This is a genomic window from Chryseobacterium sp. CP-77, assembly GCF_036362765.1.
Lineage (GTDB): Bacteria > Bacteroidota > Bacteroidia > Flavobacteriales > Weeksellaceae > Chryseobacterium > Chryseobacterium cupriresistens.
Map to the genome: position 1 here is coordinate 3,097,122 of NZ_CP143637.1, position 23,277 is coordinate 3,120,398.

At 36.6% G+C, this 23,277-nt stretch carries 25 protein-coding genes; 12 read left to right on the forward strand and 13 right to left on the reverse strand.

The genetic code is table 11. The annotated features are described in order from the left end of the window. The first annotated feature begins 252 nt into the window (after nucleotides 1-252). From ileS to trpS, 7 genes are all read left to right on the forward strand, one after another. The gene (gene ileS / locus V0410_RS13750; protein WP_330744175.1) at nucleotides 253-3,648 is read left to right on the forward strand and encodes an isoleucine--tRNA ligase; all 3,396 of its coding nucleotides are present in this window, start codon (nucleotides 253-255) and stop codon (nucleotides 3,646-3,648) included. 58 nt (nucleotides 3,649-3,706) lie between these two features. After that, the gene (locus tag V0410_RS13755; protein WP_002983772.1) at nucleotides 3,707-4,087 is read left to right on the forward strand and encodes a TraR/DksA family transcriptional regulator; all 381 of its coding nucleotides are present in this window, start codon (nucleotides 3,707-3,709) and stop codon (nucleotides 4,085-4,087) included. Between the two features lie 78 nt (nucleotides 4,088-4,165). Next, the gene (locus V0410_RS13760; protein WP_202839912.1) at nucleotides 4,166-4,417 is read left to right on the forward strand and encodes a DUF6576 domain-containing protein; all 252 of its coding nucleotides are present in this window, start codon (nucleotides 4,166-4,168) and stop codon (nucleotides 4,415-4,417) included. A gap of 17 nt (nucleotides 4,418-4,434) precedes the next feature. After that, nucleotides 4,435-4,629 carry a DUF2683 family protein gene (locus V0410_RS13765; protein WP_110009866.1) on the forward strand — a complete coding sequence of 65 codons (195 nt, stop codon included), beginning with the start codon at nucleotides 4,435-4,437 and terminating at the stop codon, nucleotides 4,627-4,629. After that, a complete protein-coding gene (locus tag V0410_RS13770; RefSeq protein ID WP_110009867.1) occupies nucleotides 4,629-5,270 on the forward strand; it encodes a lipoprotein signal peptidase in 642 nt (213 codons plus the stop codon). The genes V0410_RS13765 and V0410_RS13770 overlap by 1 nt, the downstream gene beginning before the upstream one ends. A 15-nt stretch (nucleotides 5,271-5,285) precedes the next feature. Beyond that, the gene (locus V0410_RS13775) at nucleotides 5,286-5,930 is read left to right on the forward strand and encodes a SanA/YdcF family protein (protein ID WP_330744206.1); all 645 of its coding nucleotides are present in this window, start codon (nucleotides 5,286-5,288) and stop codon (nucleotides 5,928-5,930) included. A 302-nt stretch (nucleotides 5,931-6,232) separates the two neighbouring features. Next, nucleotides 6,233-7,201: a tryptophan--tRNA ligase gene (trpS, locus tag V0410_RS13780; protein ID WP_330744208.1), complete on the forward strand. Its 969-nt coding sequence runs from the start codon at nucleotides 6,233-6,235 to the stop codon at nucleotides 7,199-7,201. Nucleotides 7,202-7,265: 64 nt separating this feature from the next. Here the strand turns inward: trpS and porY are convergent, their stop codons facing one another. The 10 genes from porY to V0410_RS13830 all read right to left on the reverse strand — a co-directional run bounded on the left by porY (nucleotide 7,266) and on the right by V0410_RS13830 (nucleotide 15,089). Continuing rightward, nucleotides 7,266-8,552, reverse strand: coding sequence for a sensor histidine kinase (gene porY, locus V0410_RS13785; RefSeq protein ID WP_330744210.1), 1,287 nt, complete (start codon nucleotides 8,550-8,552; stop codon nucleotides 7,266-7,268). After that, the gene (locus V0410_RS13790) at nucleotides 8,552-9,223 is read right to left on the reverse strand and encodes a response regulator transcription factor (protein ID WP_110009870.1); all 672 of its coding nucleotides are present in this window, start codon (nucleotides 9,221-9,223) and stop codon (nucleotides 8,552-8,554) included. Before V0410_RS13790 ends, porY begins: the two co-directional genes overlap by 1 nt. Before the next feature lie 222 nt (nucleotides 9,224-9,445). After that, nucleotides 9,446-9,652 carry a hypothetical protein gene (locus V0410_RS13795; protein WP_330744212.1) on the reverse strand — a complete coding sequence of 69 codons (207 nt, stop codon included), beginning with the start codon at nucleotides 9,650-9,652 and terminating at the stop codon, nucleotides 9,446-9,448. A 36-nt stretch (nucleotides 9,653-9,688) separates the two neighbouring features. Then, nucleotides 9,689-10,138 carry a PepSY-like domain-containing protein gene (locus V0410_RS13800; RefSeq protein WP_330744214.1) on the reverse strand — a complete coding sequence of 150 codons (450 nt, stop codon included), beginning with the start codon at nucleotides 10,136-10,138 and terminating at the stop codon, nucleotides 9,689-9,691. Between the two features lie 226 nt (nucleotides 10,139-10,364). Further along, nucleotides 10,365-11,060: a YjjG family noncanonical pyrimidine nucleotidase gene (locus tag V0410_RS13805; RefSeq protein WP_330744216.1), complete on the reverse strand. Its 696-nt coding sequence runs from the start codon at nucleotides 11,058-11,060 to the stop codon at nucleotides 10,365-10,367. Nucleotides 11,061-11,080: 20 nt separating this feature from the next. Then, nucleotides 11,081-11,215 (reverse strand): hypothetical protein, encoded by a 135-nt coding sequence (locus tag V0410_RS13810; RefSeq protein ID WP_262510398.1) that lies wholly within the window; start codon nucleotides 11,213-11,215, stop codon nucleotides 11,081-11,083. A 47-nt stretch (nucleotides 11,216-11,262) separates the two neighbouring features. Continuing rightward, nucleotides 11,263-11,853 carry an RNA polymerase sigma factor gene (locus V0410_RS13815; protein ID WP_110009874.1) on the reverse strand — a complete coding sequence of 197 codons (591 nt, stop codon included), beginning with the start codon at nucleotides 11,851-11,853 and terminating at the stop codon, nucleotides 11,263-11,265. A gap of 193 nt (nucleotides 11,854-12,046) precedes the next feature. Then, a complete protein-coding gene (locus V0410_RS13820) occupies nucleotides 12,047-12,538 on the reverse strand; it encodes a hypothetical protein (RefSeq protein WP_330744220.1) in 492 nt (163 codons plus the stop codon). 84 nt (nucleotides 12,539-12,622) lie between these two features. Next, entirely contained in the window at nucleotides 12,623-13,903 is a 1,281-nt protein-coding gene (metK, locus tag V0410_RS13825; RefSeq protein ID WP_110009876.1) for a methionine adenosyltransferase, read from the reverse strand. Nucleotides 13,904-14,138: 235 nt separating this feature from the next. Next, entirely contained in the window at nucleotides 14,139-15,089 is a 951-nt protein-coding gene (locus tag V0410_RS13830; protein ID WP_047428937.1) for a LysR substrate-binding domain-containing protein, read from the reverse strand. 131 nt (nucleotides 15,090-15,220) lie between these two features. Here V0410_RS13830 and V0410_RS13835 point away from each other — a divergent pair, with 131 nt between their 5' ends. From V0410_RS13835 to V0410_RS13855, 5 genes are all read left to right on the forward strand, one after another. Continuing rightward, nucleotides 15,221-16,708, forward strand: coding sequence for a catalase (locus V0410_RS13835; protein ID WP_330744226.1), 1,488 nt, complete (start codon nucleotides 15,221-15,223; stop codon nucleotides 16,706-16,708). 105 nt (nucleotides 16,709-16,813) lie between these two features. Further along, nucleotides 16,814-17,581 (forward strand): enoyl-CoA hydratase/isomerase family protein, encoded by a 768-nt coding sequence (locus V0410_RS13840; protein ID WP_110009877.1) that lies wholly within the window; start codon nucleotides 16,814-16,816, stop codon nucleotides 17,579-17,581. Nucleotides 17,582-17,634: 53 nt separating this feature from the next. Then, nucleotides 17,635-18,057 carry a deoxycytidylate deaminase gene (locus V0410_RS13845; RefSeq protein ID WP_007844123.1) on the forward strand — a complete coding sequence of 141 codons (423 nt, stop codon included), beginning with the start codon at nucleotides 17,635-17,637 and terminating at the stop codon, nucleotides 18,055-18,057. A 6-nt stretch (nucleotides 18,058-18,063) separates the two neighbouring features. Beyond that, nucleotides 18,064-18,978, forward strand: coding sequence for a site-specific tyrosine recombinase XerD (xerD, locus tag V0410_RS13850; RefSeq protein ID WP_047428930.1), 915 nt, complete (start codon nucleotides 18,064-18,066; stop codon nucleotides 18,976-18,978). Further along, nucleotides 18,975-19,487, forward strand: coding sequence for an NUDIX hydrolase (locus V0410_RS13855; RefSeq protein ID WP_330744236.1), 513 nt, complete (start codon nucleotides 18,975-18,977; stop codon nucleotides 19,485-19,487). Before xerD ends, V0410_RS13855 begins: the two co-directional genes overlap by 4 nt. A 101-nt stretch (nucleotides 19,488-19,588) precedes the next feature. On the opposite strand, the gene V0410_RS13860 is transcribed toward V0410_RS13855, so the two are convergent. From V0410_RS13860 to V0410_RS13870, 3 genes are read right to left on the reverse strand one after another with little or no spacing between them, the layout of a single operon-like run. Next, complete coding sequence (locus tag V0410_RS13860; RefSeq protein ID WP_330744238.1) at nucleotides 19,589-20,047, reverse strand: heme-binding domain-containing protein; 459 nt, start codon at nucleotides 20,045-20,047, stop codon at nucleotides 19,589-19,591. 4 nt (nucleotides 20,048-20,051) lie between these two features. Next, on the reverse strand, nucleotides 20,052-21,851 hold the full coding sequence (locus V0410_RS13865; RefSeq protein ID WP_330744240.1) for an Ig-like domain-containing protein: 1,800 nt from the start codon (nucleotides 21,849-21,851) through the stop codon (nucleotides 20,052-20,054). A gap of 25 nt (nucleotides 21,852-21,876) precedes the next feature. Further along, entirely contained in the window at nucleotides 21,877-23,139 is a 1,263-nt protein-coding gene (locus V0410_RS13870; protein WP_330744241.1) for a serine hydrolase domain-containing protein, read from the reverse strand. Nucleotides 23,140-23,277: the final 138 nt, after the last annotated feature.

Below are 23,277 nucleotides of genomic sequence, written 5' to 3' on the forward strand. Positions count from 1 at the left end.
AGGATTTATTTTTATTATTTAAGCGGGCTGAAGCCCGCTCCTATTGAATAAATTGCATTAAATTTTATATAAAAAACACCCGGAAAAATTCACTTATTGACTATTCACCATTCACTTTTTCTCACTTTCTCCATTTATATTTCTGAAATTGAACTTTTTAATAGATGATATCGAAATAAAACATATATTATAAACCGACAAATTTTAGTAAATTTGCAGACTTAATTAATCAACGATATTGAGATATTTACAATGAGCCAATTTAAAGAATACAAAAACCTCAACCTTATTGACGTAGCAGAGAATGTAGCGGAATTTTGGAAACAAAATAAAACCTTCAATAAGAGTGTTGAGATTCGTCAGGGAAATCCTGAGTTTGTTTTTTATGAAGGTCCGCCTTCAGCAAACGGTATGCCCGGAATTCACCACGTAATGGCAAGAGCATTGAAAGATATTTTCTGCCGTTACCAGACTCAAAACGGAAAGCAGGTTTTCCGTAAAGCAGGCTGGGATACGCATGGTCTTCCTGTGGAACTGGGTGTAGAAAAAGAATTAGGAATCACTAAAGAAGATATTGGCAAAAAAATCTCTATTGAAGACTATAACAAAGCTTGTCGTGAAGCCGTGATGCGTTATACCGATGTATGGAATAACCTTACGGAAAAAATCGGATATTGGGTAGACCTTGATGATCCGTACATCACGTACAAGTCAAAATATATGGAAACGGTTTGGTGGCTATTGAAGCAATTGTACAATAAAGACTTATTGTACAAAGGCTACACGATCCAGCCTTACTCTCCAAAAGCAGGAACAGGACTTTCTTCTCATGAGCTTAACCAGCCTGGAACCTATCGTGATGTTTCAGATACAACGGTTGTGGCTCAGTTTAAAGTGAAGAAAGACTCTTCAGCTTTGTTCAACGATGTTGACGGGGATGTACATATCCTTGCATGGACAACAACTCCATGGACACTTCCGTCCAATACGGCTCTTACCGTAGGAAGAGATATTGAATATGTTTTGGTTAAAACCTTCAATCAGTATACATTTGAACCTGTAACTGTAGTTTTATCAAGTGTTCTTTTACCTAAAGTTTTCGGTAAAAAATATACAGTAGGTACAGATGAGGATTTTGCCAACTATACTCCGGAGACTAAAGTAATTCCTTTCAGAATATTAAAAGAGTTTACAGGAGAAAAACTTGTTGATACAAGATATGAGCAATTAGTTCCTTGGTTTACCCCCAATGACAATCCTGAGAATGCATTCAGAGTGATCCTTGGAGATTTCGTTACGACAGAAGATGGTACAGGTATCGTTCACACGGCACCTACTTTTGGTGCTGATGATGCGAGAGTAGCTAAAATGGCTCAGCCTGAGGTTCCACCGATGCTGGTAAAAGATGAAAATGATAATCTTGTACCATTGGTAGATTTACAAGGGAAATTCATCAAAGGAGAAAATGTGCCTGAGGTATTCTCCGGAACTTATATCAAAAACGAATACTACGATGAAGGAACTGCTCCTGAGAAATCATGGGATGTAGAACTTGCCATCTTATTGAAAATGGAGAACAAGGCTTTCAAAGTAGAAAAATATGTCCACTCTTATCCACACTGCTGGAGAACAGATAAACCGGTATTGTATTACCCGTTGGATTCATGGTTTGTGAAAATGACTGCTGTAAAAGACAGACTGGTTAATTTGAACAAAGAGATCAACTGGAAGCCAAAAGCTACCGGAGAAGGACGTTTTGCCAATTGGTTGGAAAATGTAAACGACTGGAACTTATCCCGTTCAAGATATTGGGGTATTCCATTGCCGATCTGGAGAACAGATGATCTGAAAGAAGAAAAAATCATCGGTTCTGTAGAAGAGTTATACAATGAAATCGAAAAATCAATTGCAGCAGGACTGATGACTGAAAACCCTTTCAAAGGTTTCATCATCGGAAATATGGCTGAGTCTAACTATGAGCTTGTGGATCTTCACAAAAACGTGGTTGACAAAGTGGTATTGGTTTCTGATTCAGGAAAAGCAATGAAACGTGAGAGCGACCTGATCGATGTTTGGTTCGATTCAGGGTCTATGCCTTATGCACAGTTGCATTATCCTTTCGAAAACAAAGAATTAATCGACAATAATAAAGCATTCCCTGCTGATTTCATCGCAGAAGGTGTTGACCAGACCCGTGGATGGTTCTATACGCTTCACGCTATCGGAACAGCTGTGTTTGATTCGGTTGCTTATAAAAATGTAATGAGTAACGGTCTTGTTCTGGATAAGAACGGACAAAAAATGTCAAAACGTTTAGGAAATGCTGTAGATCCGTTCGAAACACTTGCTGTATACGGACCTGATGCTACGCGTTGGTACATGATTTCCAATGCCAACCCATGGGAAAACCTGAAGTTTGATATTGAAGGAATTGACGAAGTAAGAAGAAAGTTCTTCGGAACACTTTACAATACCTATTCATTCTTCGCTTTGTATGCGAATGTGGATGGCTTCAACTATTCGGAAAAAGAAGTGGAAAACCGTCCTGAAATCGACAGATGGATCCTTTCTGAGCTTAATCTTCTGATTAAGGAGGTAAAAGCTTTCTATGAAGACTACGAGCCGACAAGAGTAGCAAGAGCGATCAGTACTTTTGTGAACGACAACCTGAGTAATTGGTATGTAAGACTATGCAGAAGACGTTTCTGGAAAGGAGATTATTCTGATGATAAGATCTCTGCTTACCAGACTTTATACACTTGTCTTGAAACAGTAGCTAAGCTTTCCGCTCCTATTGCTCCGTTCTTCATGGATCAGTTGTATCAGGATTTAAATAAAGTAACAGGTAAGGAAAATTGTGAATCTGTACACCTTACAGACTTCCCGGTAGCTGATGAAAGTTTAATCGATCAGGATCTGGTTGAAAAGACTCATTTGGCACAGAACATTACAAGTATGGTTTTCTCATTGAGAAAGAAAGAAAATGTAAAAGTTCGTCAGCCTTTACAAAAAGTATTGGTTCCTGTACTGGATTCTAAAACAGAAGAGCAGATTCTTGCAGTTGCAGATCTGATCAAACAGGAGGTGAACGTGAAAGAATTACAGTTAATCAATGCTGAAGAAGCATCCCATTTAATTGTAAAACAGATAAAACCGAACTTCAAAGCGCTTGGTCCTAAATTAGGAAAAGATATGAAGGTGGTGGGTGCAGAGATTGCTAATCTTAGTGCAGAACAGATTGCCAGTCTTGAAAAAGAAGGAAAAACAGACGTTCAGGGATATGAAATCACCCTTGATGATGTAGAAATCTCTACAAAAGATATCCCGGGATGGACCGTAACTTCTGATGGAAAAACAACTGTGGCATTAGATTTGACGTTAACCGATGAGTTAAAATCTGAAGGGATCGCAAGAGAGTTCATCAACAGAATTCAGAACCTGCGAAAAGATAAAGACTTTGAACTGACAGACAGAATTTCAATCACATTGGAAGAAAGTTCTCCTTTCCTGAATGAGATTAAGAAAAATGAAGAATATATTTCTTCCGAAGTCTTGTCAAATAAAATAGAAATTGTATCTTCACTTTTAAATTTTAACGAAATCGAAATAGATGAGGTTAATTTTAAGATAAATGTTGAAAAAAATTAACCTGTAGTTATTATATTTCAAATTCCATTTCATAATTTTATTAAAAAAGAGAAAGAATATGTCAGACGAAAGAGTTAGATACAGCGATGCTGATTTACAGGAATTTAAAGCGATCATTAAAGAAAAAATAGAAAAAGCAGAAAAGGATCTTCAGCTTATCAGAGAAAGTTTTATCAATGACCAGAATAATGGTACTGATGATACGTCTCCTACTTTCAAAGCTTTTGAAGAAGGAGCAGAGACGTTGAGCAAAGAACAGAATTCTATTTTGGCAGGAAGACAGGAAAAATTCGTGCGTGATCTTAAAAATGCTTTGATCAGAATCGAAAATAAAACGTATGGTGTTTGCAGAGTAACAGGAAAGCTGATTCCTAAGGAAAGACTTTTAGCCGTTCCTCACGCTACGCTGAGCATCGAAGCGAAAAACATGCAAAAATAACCGTAAGGTTTGTAAAATAACATTGGGTTTATAACGTATTTACGGATACTTTATAAACCTAATTTTTAATGTATACCCATGAACGAATTATTAATTTTGGGAGTTATCATTGCCGTAGTTGTCATATTTTTCAACAGAGAATGGATCAAAAACAGATTCTTCCCTGATCAGAAAAAAAATTATAATTATACCATTGATGATCAATTCAATTCTGATAAACGCGAGCGGGAGAAAGAAATCGACAGACTTTTGAGTAAGATGGGCAAAAACGGAGTGAATGATTTGTCTGAGAAAGACAGAAAAAGGCTGGATGAATTGTCCAAAATGTAAAAAAATAAATATAAGAAATGGAATCTATCATAGTACATCCTAAAAATTCTATGGAGCTGAGTGCACTGAAAAGTGTTCTGAAGGAAATGGGGATTAAATTTGAAAAAGCTCATGTAAAGAGCTCATTCAATGGACAGAAAGTAGTCAGGAAAGCAAGCGATAATAAAAATGTAAAGCCGGCATCAAAGCCTTCAAAACCTAAAGGACAGTAATGAAAAAGATCTTAGCAATAACATTTTTAGTGTTGTTCATTGACCAGGCTTCAAAAATTTATATCAAAACTCATTTTGAACTGAATGAGAGTATTCCTGTCATCAATGGTTTCTTTAACAAAACTTTTGTTGAAAATCCTGGAATGGCGTACGGATTTCATTTCGGAGGAATTATCGGAAAATATTTTCTGGTCATCTTAAGAGTATTCCTGATCGGAGGTATGATCTATATGTTCAGAAAATGGCTGAAAGAAGGAGCCTCCAATTATCTTTTAGTTCCTATGGCGATTATTTTTGCAGGAGCTATCGGAAATCTTATTGATGGAATGTTCTACGGAATGATCTTCGACAGCGGAACTGTTTATGACGCCAGCACTGACCGATGGATTGGCTATGGCGGCATTTCTAAAATCGTTCCTTTCGGGCACGGATATTCCACCTTTATGAAAGGATGTGTGGTAGATATGCTTCATTTTCCTGTAGTAGACTGGTACGTTCCTGACAGCTGGCCTTTGATCGGAGGAAAACATATTGAGTTCTTCAAATATATTTTCAATGTTGCCGATTCTGCTATTACAGTAGGGGCTGCTTTCTTATTAATATTCAGAAAAAAAGCTTTTCCAAACGGTTTGGAATTTTAAATGATCTATTTTCAGATGAATAAAATAATCAAAAATATTGTTAAATTTTTCCTGCTTCTTATGGTTGCAGGAATTATTTTTATTGCCTGGGCAAATTACAGCATCAAAAAAGACAGTGCACCATTTGTTTCCTACAATATTGCTGATGTACCGGAATCAAAAACCGGCTTATTACTGGGAACCGGAAAACTCCTGAGCAACGGAACCCCAAATGCTTATTTTTACAACAGAATTAAGGCTGCTGCCGATTTATACAAAAGCGGAAAAATACAATACATCATCGTTAGTGGTGACAATAGCACCAAAGATTATAATGAGCCTGAAGATATGCAGCTGGCATTGATGCAGCAAGGAGTTCATCATGATAAAATTATTTTAGACCATGCCGGATTCAGAACACTGGATTCTGTAGTGAGAGCAAAAGATATTTTCGGGCAGACGAAACTGGTCATTATCTCACAGAAATTCCATAATGAAAGAGCTGTTTTTCTGGCCAGAAAAAATGGAATGGATGCCTTTGGATATAACGCAGAGGATGTGAATAAGTATGCGGGCTTAAAAACCAATTTGAGGGAGTATCTGGCAAAAGCTAAAGCCTATTGGGATCTTCTTTTTGGTGTGGAACCGAAATTTGGAGGGGAGAAGATTGTGATTCCTTAATATTTTTCCCACTGATTGCACAGATTTTCACAGATGATTGTGTAGAAGGATAATAAAATTTTACCAATTGATAGGTTTTGGCTGAAGCCAATGGATGGATGTTGAATTTTAAGCTGGCTGGGCTGAAGCCCACCCCTATTGAATTTTAATAACAACATCTTTTATCTTTTATCTTTTATCTTTTATCTTTTATCTTTTATCTTTTATCTTTTATCTTTTATCTTTTATCTTTTATCTTTCATTATTCCCGGCAAACCTCGTAAATTTGCTGTTCATTAATTTTAAATATAAATTGTAAACAAATGTCAAGAATTCTTACCGGCATTCAAGCCACCGGAACACCCCATCTTGGAAATTTATTAGGGGCTATTATTCCTGCTATTGAGTTATCCAAACAGGAAGGAAATGAATCATTTTTATTTATTGCGAATCTTCACACACTTACCCAGATAAAAGATGCGCAGACTTTAAGACAAAATACCTACGAGATTGCTGCGGCTTGGCTTGCTTGTGGATTGGATACTGAAAAAACATATTTCTACAGACAAAGTGATATCGCTGAAACCTGTGAACTTTCTTGGCATTTATCATGTTTTTTTCCTTATCAAAGATTAACATTGGCTCATTCATTTAAGGATAAAGCAGACAGGCTTCAGGATGTAAACGCAGGTTTGTTTACGTATCCTATTCTGATGGCTGCAGATATTTTATTGTATGACGCTGAAATTGTACCTGTAGGAAAAGATCAGCTTCAGCACCTGGAATTTGCAAGAGATGTCGCTTCAAGATTCAACAATCAGATGGGTGAAATTCTTGTTCTTCCACAATCTGAACTTCAGGAGGACACTAAATATGTTCCCGGGACAGACGGACAGAAAATGTCAAAATCAAGAGGAAATATCATCAATATTTTCTTACCTGAAAAGGAGCTGAAAAAACAGGTGATGAGCATTGAATCAGACTCCAAGTCTTTAGAAGAGCCTAAGGATCCTGATACGGACAAAACATTCCAGATTTATCAGCTGATTGCTACGCCTGAACAGACTGAAGAATTAAGAGCAAAATATCTTGCCGGAAACTTCGGATACGGACATGCTAAGAAAGAACTTCTGGATCTTATTCTGGCACGTTTTGAGAAGGAAAGAGAAACGTTCGCTTATTATATGAACAATCTCGATGAGCTTGAAGCAAAACTTCAGCAGGGAGCTGAGAAAACCAGACCTATTGCGCTGGAAACACTGAAAAGAGTAAGAACAAGCTTAGGATTTTAATCTCAGTTTTACACATAAGAAAGCCTTTCGTCTGAAAGGCTTTTTCTATTGATATAAAGTATTATTAATGGGCATTATTCTTTGTCAGAATAAAGTAATGCATCTGATCTCCATATTCATAATTAATATCCCAGCCCGGATATTGTTTGATAATGGTTTTGATGATAGACAGCCCTAATCCTGTAGAAGTATGATCTGACCCCTGTTTATAGAAACGGTTAAAGATTCTGGATTTATCTAAAGGTTCAGCACTTCCGCTGTTTTGAAATGTTATCCGGTTATTTTCCACGATAATGTTTAAAATCCCTTCCTGATGGTTATATTTAACTGCATTTTTAAGAAGGTTGGATAAAAGAATATCTGCCAGATCCTGATTAAAATCTGCTATAAACTGTCCTTTCTCAATAATGGAGACCTCAATTTTTTTAAATGCAATAAAGTCTTCATAATTCTGTACCAGCTGAGTAATCATTCTGTTAAAATCAACGTCTGAAGTTTTATTAAACTGGCTGTTTTCAATCCTGGAAAGCATAAGTAAGGATTTATTCAGTCCAACCATTCTTCTCAGGTCGTTTTTCACTTCAGTAAGAAAGTTGAGATTCTTTTTATCTAAATCATCATTCTGAATCATAAGATCAATTTTATTGATCACGATAGCCAGAGGCGTCTGAAGTTCATGGGAAGCGTTTTCAATAAACTGTTTCTGCTGATAGAAAACCAGTTCATTACGTTCAATCATTTCATTGATTTCTACATTTAATTCTTCAAACTCGGTGATCTTATAGTTCTGTTTTTCCTGGGAAAAAGGAATTCCAAACTGATATTTTTTTAGTTTATCCAATATCTGATAGAACGGTCTCATCGCCTTATTAAGAAGATATCCGTTAACAGCTACGATACTTATCACCAAAAGGATGTAAAGTACTATTAAGGCTGTTGTGAGATCGTATATCAATTCGTCTTCTTCTACCGTTGAAGTCCTGATAACAAGCCGCTGATGCGCTTTGAACTGATCAATAAAGTCGGCTTCCAGAACCCTGTAAGGCTGATCTTTATCATCATATTCCATATAATACATCTTATTGTACAGCCTGCTTTTATTCTGATAATCTCCGGCTTTGATCGGATTGATTTTAAATTCATTGAATCCAAATTCATTATTCTTCAAAAGCTGAGGATTAAGATAAACAGCTTTAATGATCTGTATTTTTCTATCTCTTAAGCCATCATCTACATTATCGTGTACTTCATCCAGAATGTAGGCATAAAAAAGACCCGCCCACACTGCTATGATCAGCAGCAGGATCATGATCAGGTACTTTATCGTGTAATATTTTAATGAAGTTTTCATCAGATCAATTTATATCCTATTCCGTACACCGCCTGAAAATCGGCCTCTGCATGTAGAGTTTTCAGTTTTTTACGAAGATTTTTAATCTGGGAATAAATGAAATCCAGACTGTCTGCCTGATCAATATAATCTCCCCAGATAGCTTCCGCCAGTGTTGTTTTCTGTAAGGTCTTCTCCGGATGAATCACAAAATAATACAAAAGGTCATATTCTTTACGGTTAAGAACAAGCTCTTCATCACCTACTTTCACCGTTCTGTTCTCCGGGTCAATACTGATATTTTTGTAGCGGATGATATTTTCGCCATCCTGATTTTTCCTTCTGATCACAGACCTGATTCTGGCCATGAGCTCCGCAAGGTGGAAAGGTTTTGCAAGATAATCATCCGCTCCTATTTCCAGCCCGGCCACCTTATCATCTACTGAGTCTTTGGCAGAAAGGATGATCACAGGATCTTTCTTGTGCATTTTTTTGATCTCTTTCAGCAGATCGATTCCGTTTCCATCAGGCAGCATGATATCCAGTAAAATACAGTCGTATTCGTAAGAAATAATTTTCTCCAGTCCGCCACTGTAATTTTCTGCATACTCTACAATGAAGTGTTCTGCCTCCAGAAATTTCTGTACGGTATCTTTCAGTTCGGGTTCATCTTCTACTATTAAAATCTTCATATTCCGGATCTATATGCTCTGCTGCATGGTTTACTTATATCAAATATAGGAAATTATAAGGAGGAAGCCTTAGATAGAGATACACATCTGAAAGTCTACGATAATATCATCAGTATAAGGGTGATATGGTAAATTACCGATAAGAAATCTACTACCGATAAGAAATCTACAAAATGGAAATGCTCTCTGCCTCCTTCCTTCAGGTTCTTTTTCATGAATCGTCTAATTTGATTTCACATGCCGGCCGTCTGCATCAAAAACAAGACACAAACCATTCATTAAATGAATTTTATAGGCACTGTATTTTTTTTCAATAGAGTCAATGATGCTGCAAGGATGATTCCTTGTCATAAATGAAACCATATTCTTTCTAATCTGAGCAGAAGAAATCTTTCTTCCGTTGCTGTTTATTACATTCCAGTTGACCATAGTAATTAATATTGAGTGTTTGTATTCGGTTAAATGTTAATCATCGATTTTTTTAAAATTCCCGTTTCGGTCAAATTCAAGCTCCAGTCCATTGGAAAGTTCTGCCTTATAAGACCATCTTTTCTTCTCGATCTTGATGATGTAAGTATTGGGAAAATTCTTTGTGCTGTAATTTCTGATCGATGCAGGGATGAAACCATATGGGATTTTCTGGTGTTTACCATCCACTTCTTTCCAGTTTCCGCTGCTGTCGAACTCCATTTTCATTCCATTAGTCAGATATACTTTGTATTCATCAACTCCATAAATTTCTCTGTCTTCTATTGCAGAGTTTACAGGGATGCCTTTGAAATGAATTGCAAGAAAGTTTTTAGCTGTTTTGGGTAACTGATTTGCTGTGATTGCTCTGTCTTGTGCGGAAACTAAGCCTCCGATTAATAAAAAAACAATCATTAATACTCCGGTGATTTTCTTTACATTTTTCATACGATTTAATTTTTTCTGTTAGTATTATGGAGCAAATTTCCTAATCAATTTGGGAAAGAATTGGGAAAATGATTTCGGTAAAAAATAAATACGGTAAAGTTTAAATTTGACCACAGATGATTACAGATGTCTGCATTAATTTTTAGAAAATATTTAAAAAGCAAAAAAAAACCACTAAGATGATCTTAATGGCTTTTACAGTATAGACTTTAATGTCTTTCATTTTTTATAAGTATTCCTTAATCTGCTGAAGATGGGTAATGGCTTTTAAACCTTCCTTCTGTTTATCTTCTTTATAGACATCAAAGAAAATAGCATCCATTCCGAAGTCTGTTGCTCCCATGGCATCTGCAATCCAGTCGTCACCAATCAGGATACTTTCTTCTTTTCTGGCTTCAGAAAGTCCCAGCGAATATTCAAAAATCCTTGGATTGGGCTTTCTCACTCCTACGGCATCTGCACTGGTAATTGTTTTAAAATAAGGAGCGATTCCGGAAAGGGTACATTTTCTTTCCGTCACTTCCTGAAATCCGTTGGAAATAATGTGTAATGTATAGTTTTTAGCTTTCAGATATTCCAGAACATCCTCTGCTCCCTCTACCAGTTCATTATGGCTCACAATATTATCCAGGAAATGCTCTTCAAAATAAAGGGCAAGCTCTTTATTATCGATTCCGAAATGTTTGAATGAGTCATAAAAACGGTGTTCTCTCAGGTACTCTTTGCCAATAATCCCGTCTCTGATCTTTTCCCACAACTCTTCGTTGATATCGTGATACACAGAATGAAACTCTTCAAAGTCAATATGATACTTCGAAGTAATTTCCTGTTTTTCAAAAAGATCTTTGATGGTAAGATAGGCATTTCTGCGATGATCCCAGAGTGTATTATCCAGGTCAAAAAAAACGTGCTGCATTTTCATACAGCACAAAGTTAATAATTTTAATTTTTTGTAATAGGATAATTTTTGCTCTTGCTTTTCACAATCTCAAGGCTTTTAGAAAAATTCAGCAAAAAATCAATTGTTTGTTTCTTAGGTTTCAAAGTTTTCACTTTTAAAGAATCATTTTTTTTCATAGGCGAAGTATGTTTTCTTTAAAACGTGAAATTTCCTGAAATATTATCTATCTTGTTAATATTATATTATTTTCATCCATGATTTTTCTCAGGTTGATGAGTGCATATCTTACTCTTCCTAAAGTTGTATTAATACTCATCTCTGTATGATCTGCAATTTCTTTGAAGCTTAAACCATCGAAAAACCTCAGTTTGATTACTTCCTGTTGGTTTTGCGGCAAAAACTGCAGCATTCTCAGAAGATCCTCCTGAATCTGATTGGTTACCAGCTGATCTTCAATATTTTCTGAGGGTTCTCTGATCAAATCAAAAATAGAATATTCATCCGTTTCAAAAGTAGTTTCCGAAACTTTGATATTCTTTGCTTTTGACCTGAAATGATCGATGATTAAATTGTGAGAAATTCTTTTCGCCCACAGAATAAATTTACCTTCTTCATTATAGCGTCCTTCTTTTAGCATCACAATGATTTTCATGAATGTATCCTGAAAGATATCATTGGCCAAATCTTCATCATTAATTTTGTAAAAAATGAATGTAAAAAGTTCTCTCTGATGTCTGTGAATGAGGGTTGACAACGCCGCCTCATCACCTTTCTGGTAAAGGGAAATTAGTAAACTATCCGATTTTGATTTCATAACTCTTCTCAATATAAATATTTGCAGACAGGTATTCCTCCAGATATTTCTTCTGGCCTTTGCTGTGTAAACAAAACAGTTCTAGAGTAGAGTCTCTTCTATAGGCGGTACAAATTATTATGATGTAAATATAATAATTTTTTAATAACTGTTAACCTATTATTAAATTTTATAGAGAAAAATCAAAAAAAAATCATTTAAACATATCATGAATGAATACGGTAGGAATATTTAATGTAAAATTAATATTAAGCCCTTTCATCTCTTTTCCGTTCAAACGGGTATCTCCAATAGGAAAGGCATAGCCTCCCGTAAGATCAAGCATGCCAAATAAGGTAACTCCTATTTTAGGAGCAATGTATTTATTGGTTCCTTCAACGCCTGCCAAAAAGTAATAAGAGTGATAGAAATCCACATTTTTTTCAAAATTAAGAAGTACATCTGCCTGCAGTTTCGGCATAATAGCAAATTTGGAATCCACAGATCCCATCATGGCAGAACCTCCCAATCTGTAAATTACATCATCATTTTTAAGAAAAAGTAATTTCCCTCCTACTTCACCAAAACTTTGATTCTGGTAAGTATACCCAACACTGATCATTTTATGCATGGTATATTGAGCTTTTACTAATGTATTTAGCAAAAACAGAGACAGGGCGGCAACTACAGTTCTAAAATTCATCATCTTTCTATATTATTAAGGTGTAAAATTAAAAAAAACTGCCTTATCCAAAGATAAAGCAGTTCATTATTATTCTTTAAAGAGAAATTAAATTCCAAAAGCGGCTTTAATTTCCTCTACTTTGTCAAGTTTCTCCCAGGTAAAGAATTCAAGATCTTTTAACGTAATCTCATTCTTATGACCTTTATTGAAAGTTTTATCAGCTACATAATGCTCTTTACCCATGTGTCCGTAAGAAGCGGTTTCCTGATAAATTGGGTTTCTTAATTTTAAATTCTGCTCAATAGCATAAGGTCTTAAATCGAAAATAGCGGAAACTTTTTTCGCGATATCCCCATCATGAAGATCCACTTTTGCAGTTCCGTACGTATTAATATACAAACCACAAGGCTCAGCTACTCCAATAGCATAAGAAACCTGTACCAGAACTTCATCGGCCACTCCTGCCGCCACCAGGTTTTTAGCAATGTGTCTTGTTGCATACGCAGCACTTCTGTCTACTTTAGAAGGATCTTTTCCGGAGAAAGCACCACCACCGTGAGCTCCTTTACCACCGTAAGTATCTACGATGATTTTTCTCCCTGTAAGACCGGTATCTCCGTGAGGTCCTCCGATTACAAATTTCCCTGTAGGATTGATGTGATATTTGATCTGATCGTTGAATAAAGCTTTGATTTCCTCAGTTTGCTGTGCAACAACTCTTGGAACCAGAATATTTTTGATATCCTCACGGATCTTGTTCAACATTTCTTCTTCCGTACCAAAGTCATCATGCTGAGTAGAAACTACAATAGAATCAATTCTGATAGGCTTATGATCATCAGAATACTCAATGGTTACCTGGCTTTTTGCATCCGGGCGAAGATAAGTGATCTCCTTATTTTCTCTTCTGATGGCAGAAAGTTCTTTAAGGATCGTGTGGGCAAGATCTAATGCAAGAGGCATATAATTAGCCGTTTCATTAGTGGCATACCCGAACATCATTCCCTGGTCTCCGGCTCCCTGTGCATTTGCTTTAGCTTCAAAAGACTCATCATTTACGGCTCTGTCAACACCCTGGTTTATATCTGGCGACTGTTCATGGATTGCAGAAATAACTCCACAAGAGTCTCCATTGAACATATATTCTCCTTTTGTATATCCGATACCGTTGATTACTTCTCTGGCAATAGTCTGTACATCAAGGTAAGCATCTGATTTTACTTCTCCTGCCAATACCACCTGTCCGGTAGTTACAAGAGTTTCACATGCTACTTTTGAATCTTTATCATATGCTAAGAAATGGTCGATTAATGCATCGGAAATTTGGTCGGCAATTTTATCCGGATGTCCTTCTGAAACTGATTCAGATGTAAATAAATAAGACATATAATTCTTTTGTTTTTAAAGATTTAAAATAGTGTTTGCGAAAAATATGAATGAAATTGCCCAGAAAAAAGAATACTGTTTTAGCATTTTTTTATAGAGGTTGCAATCAGGTCAAATTTTTCCTCGTAATAAACGTCAGCAAATTTAAGTACTATTTTCCTAATACTCAAAAATTTTGTTTACTAATTACAATTTTATTTAAATTGATGATTTCTATCACTTTAAAGCATTTCTATTACTGAGGCTTTATGCTTACAAATTCTTTCGGACTTTCGTGGTAATTCAGCTTAAGCTCTAAAGAAGTTTTGATAGAATGTGACAATTCATCAATAATCTTTTGCTTAAATGTAGGCTTATAATAAATAATACTGATTTCTCTGTAAGGGAAAGGTTTTTTGAATCTGAAAACATTTTTCTTCTGCTCTTCTGAAAGCTGGCTCAGTGCCAGTTCCGGAAGAATACTGATTCCCCCTACTTTATCAACCATGTGTACCAGAGTCTGGATATTGGAAGCCAGGAAATCCAGATTTTTAGGCTTCAGGGTATTTTCTTTCAGGTGGCAGATATTTTCGAACTGATTTCTCAGGCAGTTTCCTTCTTCTAGAAGCCATACTTTCTCAACATTCAGATCTTCCGGAATGATGTAAGAATTCTTTTTATTAGCCTCTGTATTGGAACTGTAAATCATCAATTCCTCGTTGAACAGGAAATCCTGATAAAACTCGTCAGCCGTATCATAAGGAGTAGAGATAATTCCCGCATCCAGTTCTCCTGCTTTCAAAGCTTTAATAATATTATCAGTTGTCATTTCTTTTACATTCATCTGAATTTTCGGATTATCTTCAAGGAATTTGAAAATCTCCGTTGGCAGGATGAAAGAAGAAACGGTAGGAATGATTCCCAGATTGATGGTACCTCCTAAAATATTGTTCAAAAGGTTGGCTTTGTTTTTCAGCTCATTGACAGACTCGATAATTACCTTTGCCTGGTCAATAATCTGAAGACCTACATCCGTGGTACGGATCGGGTGGGTAGTTCTGTCGAAAACCTTTACATCCAGTTCATCCTCAAATTTCTGTATCATGGCACTTAACGTAGGTTGGGTAATAAAACACGCCTGAGCGGCCTTACCAAAATGTTTATACTTATCTACAGCGATAAGATACTCCAGTTGCTGAATGTTCATTTGATTAATATTATCTATTACAAAGATATAACGTTTTTGCTATTAGCAATTAAAAATTCAAGTAAATTTGATATTCATTACCTTTACACTGGATTTAGGAAAAAGAAACAATTATTCAAATCATCAATTATATGGATTCTAAAAAATTAACGTTAAGTAACGGCGCACCTTATTTTGAACATCAGGATTCACAGACGGTAGGACCAAGAGGCCCGGTATTGCTGCAGGACTTTATTCTTCAGGAGAATCTTGCGCATTTCGTTAGGGAAAGAATTCCTGAAAGGATTGTGCATGCCAAAGGAAGCGGAGCGTACGGAACATTCACCGTAACGCATGATATCAGCCAGTACACGAAAGCAAAACTGTTTTCAAAAGTAGGAAACTCGTGCAGAATGTTCGCAAGATTTTCCACGGTGGGAGGCGAAAAAGGAAGCGCAGATACGGCAAGGGATCCAAGAGGTTTTGCCTTAAAATTTTATACTGAAGACGGAAACTGGGATCTTGTAGGAAACAATACGCCCGTATTCTTTATTAAGGATGCAAAAAAATTCCCGGATTTTATTCATACTCAGAAAAGAGTCCCGAAAACCAATTTAAAAAGCGCCACGATGATGTGGGATTTCTGGAGCTTAAATCCGGAGTCGCTTCATCAGGTTCTGATATTGATGTCAGACAGAGGAACTCCATATGGTTACAGACATATGCATGGTTTCGGATCTCATACATTCTCCATGATCAATGATAAAAATGAAAGGGTGTGGGTGAAATTCCATTTTAAAACAAAACAAGGCGTCAAAAATTTCACGGATGAAGAAGCCGTAAAAATGGCAGGAGAAAACCCTGATTTTGCTCAGGAAGATCTTTGCAACGCTATTGAAAACGGGGATTTCCCTAAATGGACGATGTACATTCAGGTGATGACAGAAGAACAGGCAAAAGACTTCAGATGGAATCCGTTTGATGTGACCAAAGTATGGTTCCATGATGATTTCCCTCTGATTGAGGTAGGAGAAATGGAGCTTAACGAAATACCTGTTAATTATTTCGCCCATGTGGAACAGTCTACTTTTTCACCTAGCAGCTTAATTAACGGAATCAGCTTCTCTCCCGATAAAATGCTTCAAGGAAGATTATTCTCCTATCCTGATGCACACCGTTACAGAGTAGGTGTCAATGCTCATCAGCTGGAAGTGAACAGATGTCCTTTTGCTGTCAACAATTACCAAAGAGACGGTTTTATGGCAGATTCAAGCCACTATCAGGATAAACCAAATTATCATCCGAACAGTTTTGATGACATCAAGCCGGATTCATCTTATAAAAACTACGAATACGAGCTGGACAGTGCTCATGTTGCCAGCTACAACAGAAATGACAACGACAGTGATCACTATACCCAACCGGGACTATTGTATTCAAAAGCAATGGATGCTGAGGACAGAGATCATTTGATCAAAAATATCGTAGGCAGCATGAGTGGTATCACGGGGCCGAAAAGAGATGAGATTATCAACCGGCAGTTATGTCACTTTTTCCGCGCCAACATTGAGCTTGGCATGAAAGTGGCTTCTCAACTAAATGTCAATATTGATGCAAATATGATGAATCATTCCAAATAATCATATTGAATGATAAATTAAAAAAAAGGAAAAAAAAATAATATTTTTTCCTTTTTTTTGTAAAAAATTCATAATTTGCAAAGGATGATATTTTAAAGTGGAAAAATGAGTTACGAGAACATATTATTAAAAAAAGAAGATAAATTATCTATCATTACCATAAACAGACCTGAGAGTTTAAATGCTTTAAATGCAAAAACAATTCAGGAAATCAGTACCGCACTGGATGAGCTTAACGCTGATACTTCATGCAGAGTCATTATCCTTACCGGAAGTGGAGAAAAATCTTTCGTAGCGGGAGCGGATATCAAGGAATTCAGTGAATTCGGACAGGAAAAAGCTGAAGAACTTGCAAGAAACGGACAAAATACATTGTTCAACAAAATTGAAAACATGTCTAAACCTGTCATTGCAGCCGTAAATGGTTTTGCATTAGGAGGAGGTTTGGAGCTTGCTATGGCATGCCACATCAGATATGCATCGGAAAACGCCAGATTAGGGCTTCCTGAAGTAACACTTGGATTGATTCCGGGATATGGAGGAACCCAGAGGCTTCCGAAGCTTGTAGGAAAAGGTATTGCCAACGAAATGATCTTCTCAGCCAAAATGATTCTGGCTCAAAAAGCAAAAGAAATCGGACTGGTGAATGAAGTTTACCCTATTGAAGAATTATTAACCAAAACGAGAGAATTAGCAAACACGATTGCCTACAATTCACCAATGGCAATATCGAAGGCTATAAACGCCGTGAATTTATCGGATACGGAGAAAGGTTTTGAAACTGAAATCAAATATTTCGGAGAACTTTTTGAAATGGAAGATAAGAAAGAAGGAGTTACTGCGTTTCTAGAGAAGAGAAAACCTAACTTCTAAATCTTTCTAAAAGATTTTAATCCAAATTATTTCGAAAAAAACAATGCTGCGGTATGAATAAGTTTGATAAAGCTTATCTAAAAATGGCTCAGGAATGGGCAAAACTCTCCTACTGTAAGAGAAAACAGGTGGGAGCTCTTATCGTAAAAGATAGGATGATTATTTCAGATGGTTACAACGGGACTCCTTCGGGATTCGAAAACTGCTGTGAAGATGAAGACGGAAAAACACACTGGTACGTATTGCATGCGGAAGCCAACGCTATATTAAAGCTGGCGGCCTCTACCCAATCTGCAAAAGGAGCAACGTTATATTTAACGCTGTCTCCCTGTAAAGAATGCAGCAAGCTGATTCTGCAGGCAGGGATTACAAGACTGGTGTATATTAATGAGTATTCGGATGACGATGGAATATCGTTCCTGAGAAACCATAATATTGAAATAGAACAAATATCGGACTGTGAACTAAAAAAATAAGCACAAATGACTTGGGATGAAAAGATCAAAGATTTTGAAATATTTCTTCGTTTCGAAAGAAATTTTTCAGAAAACACGCTCGACGCCTATGTTCGGGACATTAAGAAATTAAAAGATTACGCAGAAGAGGATCTGGAAAACGTCGGTCCAGACTCCATCGGTTACGAAAACCTGCAGGAATACATTTTCAATCTTTCCAAACAGAAATTCAGTGAGAGATCACAGGCAAGATGGATATCTTCCATCAAAGCTTTCTTCAAATTTCTGCTGGAGGATGAATATCGTGAAGACAATCCTGCGGCGTTACTTGAAGGCCCTAAACTGGGATTATATCTACCTGATACTTTAAGCCTGCCTGATATCAACAAAATTATTGCTGCTATTGAGGTGAATACAGATCTAGGAAAAAGAAACCAATGCATTATAGAGGTTCTATATGGCTGCGGACTTCGTGTTTCCGAACTGATCGATCTGAAGATATCCAATATCAACTTCAAAGAGCAATACATCAAGGTACACGGAAAAGGAAACAAAACCCGTTTTGTCCCTTTAGCTGATTATACGGCTGATCTGCTTGAAAGTTATATCAAAGAGGTTCGTTCTAAAGGTAAAATCAATAAGAAATATGAAGATACTCTGTTTTTGAACAGCCGTGGAACTTCCATGTCCAGGGTAATCGTATTTCTTATTATTAAAGAACTTACAGATAAAGCAGGGGTTAACAAAAAAATATCGCCACACACATTCAGACATTCATTTGCAACCCATTTATTACAGAATGGGGCCGATTTACGTTATATTCAGGAAATGCTGGGACATTCCAGTATTACAACAACGGAGATCTACACGCACCTGAAAACAGAAGAATTAAGGGATGTTATTTTGAGTTATCACCCGAGAAATATTAATATTACTCAATGAAACTATTGAAATATTGCCCAAGCTGCGGCAAAGAGTCCTTACACTGGGATGGTGAAAAGAAATGGAGCTGTCCGGAATGTGGTTTTACTTTGTATAATAATGTGGCAGGCGCGGTAGCGGTTGTCATCAGATGTGGAGACGAAATTTACCTTACCAGAAGAAACAGAGACCCTAAAAAAGGAAAGCTGGATCTCGCGGGAGGATTTGTTGACCCTAAGGAAAGTGCAAAGGAAACCTGTAAAAGAGAACTTTTTGAAGAGCTTCAGCTTGATATCGATATTTCTAACCTGAAATACCTTACCAGTCTTCCCAACATTTATCAATATAAAGAAATTGATTACAATACGATCGATCTCTTTTATGAATACAATGTTCCGGAAAAATTTGAGGTAAGTCTTGAACTCTCTGAAATCTCAGAAGCAGTCTGGATTCCTTTACAGGATCTGGATCTTGAAGATATCGCTTTCGATTCTCAGAAGAGATTTTTTGAGAGCTATATAAAGAAATAATTTTTGTAAAATATTCTCCCGTAGATTTTACAGATCAGGCAGATCATTGTTTAAACAATATGCTTGGTTTGTAAAATCTGCGGGAGTTTTTTTAGGAGAAACTAATAGGTTTTAGTCTTCAGCATTTCTTCAAAATACTGAATCAGCAATGCTCTTTCAGCTTCTGAAAGATTGGCTTCTTTATGATAAACAATATAACCGGGCATCGGCATTGTTTTATTCTGAATGGTCTGAATGGATTTAGTCAGCATATTCTCCTTCAAATCCTTATTATAAGTTCCCCAGGTAGAAAAATTAAGATGTTCCCTACCTTCATTCACATGGCTTTTTACAGACCATGAAATGGGTGCGATAAAAGCATATTTCGGATAAACCGTTTCATTGGAATGGCAGTCATAGCAAGCGTTTTTAAGCAACGTTCTGACTTTTTCCGGTGATTTCCTTGAATCAACAAAGTTAACCGCAGAAACAACAGGTTTATTCACCCTGTCAACAGGGAAAAACTGAATCAGGGCAAACGCCACCAATGTCCAGAATACTATTTTCTTAGCCATCTTCATCTGCTTACTTAGCTGGAGTTAAAACAGCATTACCGGATTTAAATTCTTTTTTCTGCACTTGCTTCGTTGCTGCAGGTTCTGCAGATACCGGAGTTTCTGACGGAGATGGAGTGGCAGGTGCCGGAGCCGGCGTTGTTACAGTTGGTAATTTCGGACTATCAAGTGTTCTGGTATCTTTCAGATCCCAGTCCTCTCTCGTTTCCCATAAGGCTCTGACAACAACTTTTTTATAGAATATGTAAGCATCTTCAGCAAAAATATCATTCGCGAAATCTGCTTCGTCCCAATATTTATTTCCGTTATTATCCACCAGAATCCTTACGACATATTCTCCAGGTCTGAGTATATCAAACTTTACCTTATCTCCTTTAGTATATTTCTGATAAGCTACCTTGTCAGAATCCATTAGCTGAATCCAATAATTCGCTTCCGGTGCATTGGAAACAGAGAACTCAACACTTCCAAACTGATCTACTTTGGCGACATCAAAGTCAAAACGCTTTGATTGGGTATTTTTGGCATAGAATGAAGATACGGTTTCCTTAGGAACTGTAAGTTCATAGCTTTTGCCCATCACAAAGTCGGATTGAACATGAATCTGGTAAGGATTTGTTTCCGATATTTTAGCAGTGAACGGTAAAGTTGTTAAACTGTCTCCTTTGGCTCTTAAAGTCCATTTTGAAGGGTCAATTTTATCAACAATATAGTTTGATGCAATTTTCAGATCTGCCTTTGGAGCGATAGAAGTTCCGTCATTATCACTAAAGACATCCATAGCATTTTTCTTATTATATCTGTAAAATAAAGAAACGCTGTAGGCACTGTCTTTTTTCGGACCTTTATTATGGGTGAAGATCAGCTTTTCATTTGCTTCCTGCCCTACATTATCCTTTACAGCATCAAACCAGATTCTTACAGAGTCTGATTTCGGATTGTGTGTTATCTTGACATCCTTTAATTTGTCGTTCAGCGACTGTACCTTTACTTCATCAGGATTTCCTTCAAAGGTCATCAGAACTCCTCCGGCTATCTCTTTCATTTCTACATACTTCACCGGTTTTTTGGAAGGGTATACCTTTAAGTTTAATCCTGAAATGGATTTCTCAACATTCACCGGATCTTTCTGGAACCCTACTTTTTCTTTTCCGGGATCATACATTGAATTTCCGTTCTCATCTTCAAAAGCAATAATTTTGTATTTTCCGGGAGTCAGATAATTTAATTCGTAATATCCATCTTCATCTACCTTAGTGATATAGTAAGGCTTTTTCTTGTAATCCATGGTGTCTTTTACCTGATACAATCCTACCACTAGCTTATTTTCTGTTGTAGTTCCGGTTTTCTTTTTAGTATCGAGGGCATCCTTTACTTCGCCACTGATATACAAATCATCCAATTTGTCTCCTGTGGAAAAAGCAAAATTGAAATACCTAAGTATATTAGATTCGTTATTATCAACAATTGAATTTCCAAAATTGAAATTATATGTGGTATTGGCCTGAAGGGTATCTGTCCACTGAATCAGAACAAATTTGTTGGCAATATTCGATGGAAGTATCCTCGTTATTCCTTTAATAGGAGGTGAAATAATCAGGTTTTTATTGATATCCTTCAATGTCACATATTCATCAAAATCCAGACGGAGTTCACGAATATCTCTTTTGACATTGATTCTTGTTGTATCAATGTTTGAGCTTAAAAACTTTGGTGCCAGAGTATCTTTAGGCCCTCCGACAGGAGATCCTACTCTTGCACATGAATGTACAAGAAAACAGATAATGAGTAATAAAAGAAACCTTTTCATGAAAATGTTTAGGCAAAAGTAAACATTATTCTCCAAAAACTTCCTGTCCGGAATTCAAAGTATCTTTATTGTCGTGCATAACGGTATGCAGCTTTTCCTTCTGCAAAGGGAAATCTTCGAATAAACCTGACAATGCAAGAGCCGTATATACTTTGTTTGAATATTTATTTCCAATAGCTACAATGGTAACCTTAGATTTTAAAAGATGGGCAAATACAGAGTTTGTACCATGCCACCATCCGTTGTGATAGGTCAGCTTCTCCCCATTATCGAATATTTTCATTCTGAAACCTAATCCATAATTATTCATTCCTGCTTTTTCATTGCTGTAAGGAGTGAATACCATCTGCATCAGTTCCGGTTTCAGGAAATTTTTGGAAAACATTGCTTTTGAGAAGTTGTATAAATCTCTTGGCGTAGTGTACACATTTTTATCTCCGTAAATCAGATCAAGTCTGTCTAAAGGATACAACTTATTTCCTCCATAATAGAAAGACTGTGAAGCTGTAGGAATATCTTTTTCCTGAAAGATGTACGTGTTATTCATTTTCAATGGTGTGAAAACCATTTCTTTCATCGCCTGAGGGAAAGGAGTTTTAGTCACTTTCTCAATTAATAAAGCCAATAAAGCAAAATTCGTGTTGCAATACATGAATCCTGTATCCGTATCTCTTGCCAGATCTGGTTTATACTTGATAATCATATTCAAAACATCTTCGTTGGTAATGAAAGGTTTTGAAAGTTCTGCCGGAGCAGGCTGTATTTTGGTGATAAAATATTCGTATTTCGGAAGACCGCTTCTTTGATCCAGCAAAGTCTGAACGGTAACATTCGGGTATGGAAACCCCGGAAAAAACTGAGTAAGATGATCCGTTAATTTTATTTTTCCGGCCTCTATCAGCTTCATCATTGCCATTGCCGTTAAAGTCTTTGAAACTGAAGCTACATGCAACGGTGTATTTTTGTCGATCGGCATCTGGTTTCCTTCTCTTCCGAAGCCTCTGTAATTTTCGTAAAGGATTTCATCTCCTTTGGCAACAAGAATTCCACCGCTAAGATCTCCTCCTTCCCATATTTTTTTATAATACTGGTCTATATAGCTTACGGTAGTCTGCCTGTTCAGAAGCTGTCCGTCACCTTTAGTAAAAATATCACCCAGATCTACATTTCCATAGTTGGGCAGATTGGTTGCATTTTCAGCAGAAACTTCTTTAGCTTCAGCCTTTTTTTTACAGGAAAATATAGATAAAAAAACAGTTAGGATAAGTACAAAATTACGCGTCGTCATGAGATTCAAAAATGAGCGGCAATTTAATAAAACTCAAAATAAATAATAAATATGAGGTGGATATTATGAATTATTTAACACATATGGATGGAGAAGTAAAAGTTGGAAGGGTAAAATCACAAAAAACGGATTCACTTT